Raw genomic sequence first — 10506 nt, forward strand, 5'->3', positions numbered from 1 at the left:
TTTGACACTTCAGATGCATTATCCTGTTTTCAGGCGATCGCTATTTGCTACCTTTAGATTTTCTTTACAAACTTTCTCGTTATGGCAAATTGGTCAGATTCTTATCTCGGTAAGTTACGACAAGTTGTAGGCGATCGCTTACTTCTATTATTTGGTGTACGCGTAATTATCGAGGATAATTTGGGGCGCGTTTTGTTACAAAAGCGAAGTGATTTCAAACTTTGGGGGCTACCTGGTGGCTGTCCAGAAGTAGGTGACTCTGCCGAAGAATGTTCAGCACGAGAAGTTTTTGAAGAAACTGGTTTAACAGTTAAGCGTTTTGAAGCTGTGGGGTTTTCTTCCAATCCAACCTTTGAAACTGTAACTTATCCCAATGGCGATCGCGTCCAAAATTTCATTTTAATTTTGCGAGCCGTTGAATGGTCAGGCAGTCTCGCTTGCTTAGATGGAGAATCGCTGGCGCTGGAATTTTTTGATTTGGCAGACTTACCTACATTAATGCCAAACGATCGCCCTGTTTTGGAAAAGTTTCAAGAATACAAAAAAAGCGGCAAATTCCTGATGTTCTAAAGCATTTTTTCTAAGAATTGCTTGGCGCGATCGCACTGAGGATTTTGGAAAAACTCGTTAGGAGTAGCATCTTCTGCTAAACTTCCCTGGTCGAGGAACATAATTCTATTGGCAACAACTCTTGCAAACCCCATTTCATGGGTAACGATCGCCATTGTGATTCCAGATAGCGCTAAATCTTTCATCACTTCCAGCACATCCTTAACCATTTCGGGATCTAGTGCAGAGGTGGGTTCATCAAATAAAATCATCTCAGGTTCCATTGCTAAGGCACGAGCGATCGCTACTCGCTGTTTCTGTCCCCCAGATAGTTTGGACGGATAGACAGATACTTTTTCTTCTAAACCTACCTTCTTCAGCAATTCTAAGCCATGTTGTTCTGCTTTTTGCTTGCTTATTCCTTTCACCTTTATGGGTGCATAAGTGACATTTTGCAGCACATTCATGTGGGGAAACAAATTAAAATGTTGAAATACCATTACCAAATGCTGGCGCACCTTAGCGATATTTGCTTTGGGCTTGGTAATTTCTTGATCGTGAAAGTAGATTCTGCCTCTGGTAGGTTGTTCTAACAAGTTCATGCATCGCAGAAAGGTAGACTTACCTGAACCAGAAGGGCCTAATATAGCAACCACTTCCCCTTGATAAAATTCAGTGGAAATATCTTTGAGTACGTCGAGTTTACCAAAGGATTTACATAAGAATTCCGTGCGAATTACTACATTATTCACTTTGTCGTAACCTCCTTTCTAAAGCCGATGCACCCAAAGTCATGCCCATTACTAAAACATAGTAGATTAACCCTGCAAATAGCAGTGGTTCAAAATAAATATATTTATTTGCACCAACGATTTGAGCGCTGCGTAATATTTCCACCACCCCAATTGTTGACACCAGTGCAGAATCTTTAAGCAGTCCGATAGTTTCATTTACCAATGCTGGGAGAATATTCTTCAATGCTTGGGGTAAAATCACATCCCACATCATCAACCAATAGGGAACACCCATAGACATCGCCGCTTCACTTTGTCCTTTATCCACCGCCTGAATTCCACCTCTGATGGTTTCTGACATATAAGCGCCAGAATTCAGGGTAAAAGTTAGCACCCCAGCCTGCAATGCTGAAATGTCATAGCCTGTAAGTTGAGGTGTTGCGTAGTAAACCAAGGCCAACTGCAATAGTAAAGGTGTGCCTCGAAAAACAGAAGTATAGGCGTTAGCAACCCAGGTAAGCGGCTTGATGCCGAGGATTTTTAATAGAGATAGGATTGTTCCCCAGATTAACCCCAAGGAGACGGATAATAGGGTGAACAACAAAGTTAAAGGAATTCCCCGAAGAATAAAGGGAATGTCTGGAAGAATTCTGGTGAAGTCGAGATTCAATCCGCCTTTGGCAGGAGTTGAGGATGCAGAATTAGCGGTATTAGTCTCTGAAAACCACTTGGCGACGAGTTTATTCAATGTACCATCGTCCTTCATTTGTTGAAGAACTTTATTAAACGGTTCTACTAAAGAAGAACCTTTGGGAAAAGCGATCGCAGATCCACTTGCTTCCTCTGAGGGAATTGTATTAAATTCTAAATCTGGGTTAGCTTGGGCAAATCCTTTAGCGACGGTATCCTCAATAATTGCTGCATCAATTCGTCCAGATTTGATTTCCTGAACTACTTCCGGTACTCTGTTGAGTTGTTTTAGTTGAATACCTGCAACTTTTTGAGCAATTTTCTGGGCATTTTGTTCTTGGATGGTTCCTAGTTGTACCCCAACCTTTTTTCCTAATAAGTCTTGAGGCTGCTTTAAGTTGCTACCTTTAGGAGCGACAATTGTATCTTTAGCTTCGTAATAAATAATTGAAAAGTCAATATTTTTCTGACGTTCTGGAGTCGGAGTCATCCCAGCCATGACAAAATCAGCGCGATTTGCTTGGAGTGCAGGGATTAAGCCATTAAAATCGGATTCCATTATTTGAAGTTTAAACCCTAGTTTTTCAGCCAGGGTTTTGGCAATATCTATATCAAAGCCAACGATTTGGCGTAGGCGTAGCCCGTCGTAGACATCGCCTCCTTTCGTATCATAAAACTCATAAGGGGGATAATCTGGGGAAGTAATCATCGTCAGCGTGTCTTTCCCTAAAGGTGAGGCAGCTTTTAGAGGATTACTATGTCCGATGATGCTGATTACTAATGCTACAACTAGTATGATTGATAGCCATATTTTCTTTTTCTTCATGAATTTGATAATTATATAATTGAAATTCTGCACCTTAAACGCGTAAAATCGTGGGTTAGAATTTAAACGCAAAGGGGCGCGGAGGTAAGCGCAGAGGTACGCAGAGAGTTTTTTATAAATTAATGAAATGTTGTAGTTAGAGACTGTCAAATTCTGACTTTAGTAGCCTCCAGCAACTTAACGCTGGCATAAATCGCATCAATATAAGGTGTGGGAATTTGAGTAAGTTTTCCTAATTCTGCGACTGCGCCAACAATAGCATCTATCTCCGTAGCGCGTCCTGATTCAATATCTTGTAGCATTGAGGTTTTATGGGCACCCACATTTTCTGCGCCATTAATTCGCTGTTCTAAAGTAATACCAAACTTTATACCTAAACTTTCTGCGATCGCTTGAGTTTCTGTCATCATAAGCCGTGCTAGTTCACGGGTGAGGGGATAACGGCAAATATCCTCTAGAGTCGCACCAGTCAGGGCACTGATGGGGTTAAATGCCACATTTCCCCACAATTTAATCCAAATTTCCGTGCGAATTTGATTGCGAATTGGTGCTTTGAATCCTGCTTGTTTTAAAATCTCTGCCAATAATTGGATGCGATCGCTTTTACTCCCATCGATTTCACCAAGAGTAAAGCGATCGCCTTCAATATGCTTAATCACACCTGGTTCAATTATCTCAGTTGCCGGGTAAACAACACAACCGATAGCACGTTCAGCACCGATACTAGCTTCAATAGTCCCATCTGGATCGACAGATTGAATTCGCGTACCTTCATACTCACCACCATACTTGCGAAAGTACCACCAAGGAACGCCATTTTGGGCTGTCACCACCATTGTCTGAGGATTGTAGAGTGCAGGAAGAAGAGGTGCGATCGCAGGCACACTGTGAGCCTTGACAGTTAAAATGACTACATCTTGTGGCCCCGCTTCGTGAATATCACTAGTTGCCAAAGCCGGAGTAGCAATTTGGCTAGAACTGTCTGCCATGATCAACTTCAGCCCATTTTTTTGAATTGCTTTCAAATGGGAACCACGCGCAATCAGCGTCACTGCTTCACCTGCCAGTGCCAGTTTTGCCCCTAAATATCCACCAATCGCACCCGCGCCAACAATACAGATTTTCATTTTGTCAAAAAATATGAGTTGTGGAAGACGGTATCCAATTCAGTTCCCAGTAGTGAGTTCTCCAGCTTAGAGTGGGAAGATTCACAACTACTACTCATTACTCATTACTCATTACTCATTACTCATTACTCATTACTCATTACTCATTACTCATTACTCCTGAAGCTTTGCATCGCTTTCAGTAAATCTTGATGAACAGATTTTGAGGCAGCTACTATTAATCCAGGCAGGCTATAGTTTTGACAAGTATGCAGTGGCGGTAAAGTCGAACCATCGAGAGTAGTGACAATCCAGCCAGCCTCTTTGGCAATAAAAGCCAGTGCAGCACTATCAATAAATTTACCCGATTTGATGACTGCTCCACTCAAGTCACCAGTGAGAATACCATTAAGATTGGGAATTTGAATATCGCTAGAGTAATCAGCCGCTATATCGATTACTTGATATTGATTTTTTAGTAGAGGTGCGATCGCATTCATTTCCCATCCCAACAAAATAGCAGGTTTGGTAGACGTAATATGTAACGGGGCACAGGCTTCTAAGTTCATATCCAGCGTCCCTTTAAAAGCACCTTCACCTCGAAGGGCATAAAAATAAACATTTTGGGCAGGGGAAATGGCAAGTACTGCTTCAAAATCATCCGAATTTAAAATGCTGAGAATAATTTGGTAATTAGAATGTCCATCCATGTAAAATTTTGTGCCATCAATCGGGTCAAGTGTGACTAAATAATCACCTTCTGAACCGATATCAGTAGCGCGAAAATACTTAGTGTTATTAGAACTTTCATACTCTTCACCAAAAAAGCGAATCTCTGGGAAAGTCGCCAGTAATACTACTTCTACTAAGTTTTGAATCGCCACATCTGCATCAGTAAGTGCAGCACTAAAAAAGTTATCTCCTTTTTCTTTAGCGGGAAGTGCAGCAATTTTTGGTTGCAGAAAATTGGCATAAGCTGCGGCTACTTTCAGATGGGGAAGTAAAGTCTCTAAAATTAGTCGAGTAGTTGGTCTGGACATTACAGCAAACTCCTTTTATAAATAATCACAAAATCAATAATCTATTTTCAATAAGTAATAGTTGAGTTTATTTTAAATCCAATAACATTTGATTAAAACTAGATTTAAAGGTTATAGAGATGCGAAATTTCGCATCTCTATAACTCAGCACTACGGTGCAATGCCAACTACCAATAATATTTATCCCTCAATCTAACCAATTAATTTCTGCCAGCTAGCAGGCCCAACAATCCCATCAGCATCTAGACCATTTTGCTTTTGAAAGTTCTTAATTGCAACTTCTGTTTGCGGCCCGTAAACGCCATCGTTATCGACACCTAAACGGTATTGCAAATATCTAACAACCGCACCACCAGCATGGTTTGGTCTGATAATTCGTTTTGCCAAAATTAGATTTATGGCATTCCATGTAGTTGCATCAGCAAATCCAGTTGCCCGAACTCCGACAGCAGTTTGAAATTTTTCTGTAGCAGATTTGGTATTAGCGCCAGTGAAGCCATCTTCCACTAATGCCTTACCATTTCTATCGGTTATTCTGAGTCGATTTAAGGCTTTTTGCAGTCTGAGAACAGTTGTATCTATATTTTCTTCTTCATCTGGTACGGGGTTAACAGAAGTACTTGGCAGTTTCCCAGTTAAGCCTTTAACGATCGCATTAGCCATAGATTCTGGGTCATAAAGATTCATATCTTTTTGCGAATCTATGAAGCAACATTCTACCAGAATCGCAGGCATATCCGTATTTTTCAGAACATACAAGTGGGAACCGCTCTTAACACCGCGATTAAAAAATCCCAACTTGACGATTTCATCTAATACAGGTTTAGCGATTTTTCTGCCATTTGCGCTGGTTGCAAATACTTCCGTACCATTAGCTTGTCTGTTGAAAGCATTAAAATGAATCGATACAAAAATATCTACTCTACTTGCATTAGCCGTAGAACATCTTTTAGAGAGCGATTCAGTTACTGTCCTAGCACTACTTGGTCTACATACTACAACGTCATTGCCTAAAGCTCTTAATTTGGTTATAACTCTATTACCTACATCTAGAGTTAAATTATCCTCAACTTTGATTCCTCTAGCTCCTGTATCTGGTGGGCAATTGTGCCCGCTATCAATTCCAAATTTCATGATTTTATCCTTAAATTACGTCTTTTTACACTAAGTCAAAACTTTTTCAAGTTTATAGAAAAAATTTTGTTAATAACATTGTTGGAGTAATTGTTAGCAATGTCTGCATTATTTTGAGCATTACTACGCTGGTAAACAAAATAAGTTTTTGTGCAAACCTAACCAGCAAATTTTATATGATAAAATCTACTAAGTTACAGGTATGCTGTAGTCAAAAACACAATTATTATAATTTATAAAAATCGGAAATAACAAGTTCACTTTTGCAATCAACTTAAATGCATCTATCGCCTCCATTATTCAGATAATAACGCTTTAGAAAAGTAGAAAGCCATGAAAAATATACCTACTTAGATGGCAAACCTTTAAACCGAAGGCATCTCCTAATGTAAATGTGGGCTTATAAAGAAGTCGTAAATCCTTTACAGACTCTATTCTTGGCTTGCTGTTAACCCTGAGCAGCTTAACACATAATACTTTAAAGTATTAAAAAATACGTAAATAGTTTCTAGAAACCTGCGAGAGATTGATTAATTTAGATCAAAATATCCCAAGGGCATTGGTGATGGTGATACCCTAGCTATCTCAAGGAATTATTGACCGGAATCTGTCGGTAGATATTTAACAATCAGTCTGAAAGCACGTTTAAAATTTAAGTGAAGAAATATTTCGTAGCTTACAGGCATGAAACGCATCGTCTTGGTTGCTGGGTTTGAATCATTCAACGCTGACTTGTACAGGAAAGCAGCTTTATTAGCTAACTCTCGCTGTCCTGAGTTGGATATTCGGGTATTTAGCGATCGCAATCTTACCAACAAACGCACTGAGGTAGAAGCAGCACTTGATGGCGCTGATGTGTTTTTCGGTAGCCTCCTATTTGATTATGACCAGGTTGTGTGGTTGCGCGATCGCATTTCCCAAATTCCCATCCGCTTAGTCTTTGAGTCAGCCTTGGAATTGATGAGTTTAACCAAGCTGGGTGACTTTGCCATTGGCGACAAACCCAAAGGAATGCCCAAACCAGTTAAATTCATCCTCGACAAATTTAGCAACGGACGAGAAGAAGATAAACTTGCTGGTTACATCAGCTTCTTAAAGATTGGCCCCAAACTACTGAAATACATCCCAGTGCAAAAAGTCCAAGACTTACGCAACTGGTTAATTATCTATGGTTACTGGAATGCAGGCGGCCCAGAAAACGTAGCCTCATTATTCTGGACACTGGCAGAAAAATACTTAGATTTAAAAGTCGGCGACATTCCCCCGCTAATTGAAACCCCCAACATCGGATTACTCCACCCCGACTATCCAGGATTTTTTGAATCGCCAAAAGCATATCTGGAATGGTATCAGAAGATCCCCCCTAGCGCCCCTTTTCAAGGAGGGTTGGGGGGATTTAAAGCCACAAAACCAGTTATCGGAATTCTCCTCTACCGCAAACACGTCATCACCAAACAACCCTACATTCCCCAACTGATTCGCAGTTTTGAAAAAGCTGGTTTAACTCCTTTACCCATCTTCATCAACGGCGTAGAAGGACACGTGGCGGTACGAGATTTAATGACAACCGACTATGAAATTCAGCAACGAAAACTAGGTAACATAGAGACTCCCTCACTATCAAGTGAAGCAGTAAAAGTAGATGCGATCGTCTCTACAATTGGCTTTCCTCTGGTGGGTGGCCCGGCTGGTTCAATGGAAGCTGGCCGTCAAATAGAAGTAGCAAAGCGTATCCTCACTGCCAAAAATGTACCTTATATTGTTGCTGCACCATTATTAATTCAAGATATTTCCTCGTGGACGCGCCAAGGTGTCGGCGGATTGCAAAGTGTGGTGTTGTACGCATTACCAGAATTGGATGGGGCTATTGATACCATTCCCCTTGGTGGTTTAGTGGGCGAAAATATTTATCTGGTTCCCGAACGGGTGCAGCGATTAATTGGTAGAGTGAAAACTTGGGTGGCTTTGCGGCAAAAACCTGCTTCGGAACGCAAGATTGCCGTCATTTTATATGGGTTTCCTCCTGGTTATGGTGCTGTAGGCACAGCTGCATTATTAAATGTGCCGCGTAGTTTACTGAAGTTTCTCCATGCACTCAAAGAACAGGGTTACACTGTGGGAGATTTACCAGAAGATGGGGAAGAATTGATTCGCTGGGTGAAAGAGGCGGATGAATCTTTAGATGATACAAAAAATATCCCCGCATCCGTTAGCGCCCGTACCCTAGAAAAATGGTTGGGATATCTGCAAACATCCCGCATCGAAAAACAATGGAAATCTCTCACGGGGACTGGAATTAAAACTTATGGCGATGAATTCCAGATTGGCGGTGTGCAATTAGGAAATGTGTGGATAGGTGTACAACCACCTTTGGGGATACAAGGCGACCCGATGCGCTTAATGTTTGAACGAGATTTAACGCCACATCCGCAATATGCTGCTTATTATAAATGGCTGCAAAATGAGTTTCAAGCTGATGCTATCGTTCACTTTGGGATGCATGGGACGGTGGAATGGTTGCCTGGTTCTCCGTTGGGGAATACGGGTTATTCTTGGTCGGATATCCTGTTAGGAAATTTGCCTAATCTATATATATATGCGGCGAATAATCCGTCTGAATCAATGTTGGCAAAACGTCGCGGTTATGGTGTATTGATTTCTCATAATGTACCGCCTTATGGTCGCGCAGGTTTATATAAAGAATTGGTAGCATTGCGGGATTTGATTTCGGAGTATCGGGAAGATCCACAAAAGAATTATGTTTTGAAGGAAGGGATTTGTAAGAAAATTGTGGATTCTGGGTTGGATGCAGATTGTCCGTTTGCGGATGCGAAGAAGTTGGGGATTGCGTTTACGCCTGAGAATGTTCGGATGTTTAGTGGTCATGCTTTTGATGATTATTTGGTGGAGTTGTATGAATATTTGCAGGTTTTAGAGAATCGGTTGTTTTCTTCGGGATTGCATACGTTGGGGGAAAAGCCGAGTGAGGAGGAGTTGGGGGCATATTTGGAGGCTTATTTTGGGGGGGAAGAGGAAGAAAACGAACCGCCAAGACGCCAAGAACGCCAAGAAGAAGAAAAGCAAATAAGGGATTTGTTGATGCAGTCTACGGATGAGTTGACGAATTTGTTAAGGGGGTTGAATGGGGAGTATATTCCGCCTGCGCCTGGGGGGGATTTGTTAAGGGATGGGGCTGGTGTTTTGCCGACTGGGAGGAATATTCATGCTTTAGATCCCTATCGGATGCCTTCGCCTGCGGCTTATGAACGGGGACGGGAAATTGGTCAAAAAATTATCGCCCAGCATTTGGATGAATATGGGAAGTATCCTGAAACGGTGGCGGTGATGCTTTGGGGATTGGATGCAATTAAAACTAAGGGTGAATCTTTGGGGATTCTGTTGGAATTGGTGGGGGCTGAACCTGTTAAGGAAGGAACTGGCAGAATTGTTCGTTATGAATTAAAGCCGTTGATGGAAGTTGGACATCCCCGCATTGATGTGTTGGGCAATTTGTCTGGAATTTTCCGAGATAGTTTTGTAAATATCATTGAATTATTAGATGATTTATTTCAACGGGCGGCTGATGCTGATGAACCGGACGACCGGAATTTTATTAGAAGACACGCTTTAGCTTTAAAAGCCCAAGGTGTGGAAAATGCATCAGCGAGATTGTTTTCTAATCCGGCGGGTGATTTTGGTTCTTTGGTGAATGATAAAGTGGTTGATGGTAACTGGGAATCTGGCGAGGAGTTAGGCAATACTTGGCAAAGTCGCAATGTATTCAGCTACGGGAGAGAAGATAAAGGTCAAGCTAGACCGGAAGTTTTGAATACGTTGTTAAAAACTAGCGATCGCATTGTTCAAGAAATCGATTCGGTAGAATATGGTTTAACTGATATTCAAGAATATTACGCCAATACTGGCGGTTTGAAAAAGGCAGCAGAAAAACAAAGCGGTAAAAAAGTTACAACTAGTTTTGTAGAAAGTTTCTCGAAGGATACTACACCCCGCAATTTAGATGATTTGTTGCGAATGGAGTACCGCACTAAGTTGCTAAACCCTAAATGGGCGCAAGCGATGGCGAATCAAGGTTCTGGTGGTGCTTTTGAAATTTCCCAACGGATGACGGCGTTGATTGGTTGGGGTGGTACTGCCGATTTTACTGATGATTGGGTTTATGACCAAGCGGCTGATACTTATGCTTTAGATGCAGAGATGGCGGATAAATTACGTAAGGCAAATCCTGAAGCTTTCCGCAATATTTTAGGGAGAATGTTAGAGGCGCATGGGCGGGGTTTTTGGGAAGCTGATAGTGATAAGTTGGATAAATTGCGTCAGTTATATGAGTTGACAGATGAAGAGTTGGAGGGAGTGACGGCTTAAATAATCAGATGTTATAAAAAGAACAGCATTCTCTTTGTAGCTAA

The 10506-nt window shown here is 41.4% G+C and carries 7 protein-coding genes; 2 read left to right on the forward strand and 5 right to left on the reverse strand.

Going from position 1 to position 10506, the window contains the following annotated elements:
• Positions 1-81 precede the first annotated feature (81 nt).
• Positions 82-570: an NUDIX hydrolase gene (locus VB732_RS28755; protein WP_323234275.1), complete on the forward strand. Its 489-nt coding sequence runs from the start codon at positions 82-84 to the stop codon at positions 568-570.
• On the opposite strand, the gene VB732_RS28760 is transcribed toward VB732_RS28755, so the two are convergent.
• The 5 genes from VB732_RS28760 to VB732_RS28780 form a co-directional block, all read right to left on the reverse strand.
• Positions 567-1301 (reverse strand): amino acid ABC transporter ATP-binding protein, encoded by a 735-nt coding sequence (locus tag VB732_RS28760; protein WP_323234276.1) that lies wholly within the window; start codon positions 1299-1301, stop codon positions 567-569. The genes VB732_RS28755 and VB732_RS28760 overlap by 4 nt on opposite strands.
• Positions 1294-2799, reverse strand: coding sequence for an ABC transporter permease subunit (locus VB732_RS28765; RefSeq protein ID WP_323234277.1), 1506 nt, complete (start codon positions 2797-2799; stop codon positions 1294-1296). Before VB732_RS28765 ends, VB732_RS28760 begins: the two co-directional genes overlap by 8 nt.
• A 146-nt stretch (positions 2800-2945) precedes the next feature.
• Positions 2946-3926: a 2-dehydropantoate 2-reductase gene (locus VB732_RS28770; RefSeq protein WP_323234278.1), complete on the reverse strand. Its 981-nt coding sequence runs from the start codon at positions 3924-3926 to the stop codon at positions 2946-2948.
• A 146-nt stretch (positions 3927-4072) separates the two neighbouring features.
• Positions 4073-4945 (reverse strand): inositol monophosphatase family protein, encoded by an 873-nt coding sequence (locus tag VB732_RS28775; RefSeq protein ID WP_323234279.1) that lies wholly within the window; start codon positions 4943-4945, stop codon positions 4073-4075.
• A 192-nt stretch (positions 4946-5137) separates the two neighbouring features.
• Positions 5138-6079, reverse strand: coding sequence for an N-acetylmuramoyl-L-alanine amidase (locus VB732_RS28780; protein WP_323234280.1), 942 nt, complete (start codon positions 6077-6079; stop codon positions 5138-5140).
• Between the two features lie 684 nt (positions 6080-6763).
• Between VB732_RS28780 and bchH the strand changes: the two genes are divergently transcribed.
• Positions 6764-10462 (forward strand): magnesium chelatase subunit H, encoded by a 3699-nt coding sequence (gene bchH, locus VB732_RS28785; protein ID WP_323234281.1) that lies wholly within the window; start codon positions 6764-6766, stop codon positions 10460-10462.
• Positions 10463-10506 lie beyond the last annotated feature (44 nt).

This window comes from Nostoc sp. UHCC 0252, from assembly GCF_034931145.1.
Classification (GTDB): domain Bacteria; phylum Cyanobacteriota; class Cyanobacteriia; order Cyanobacteriales; family Nostocaceae; genus Nostoc.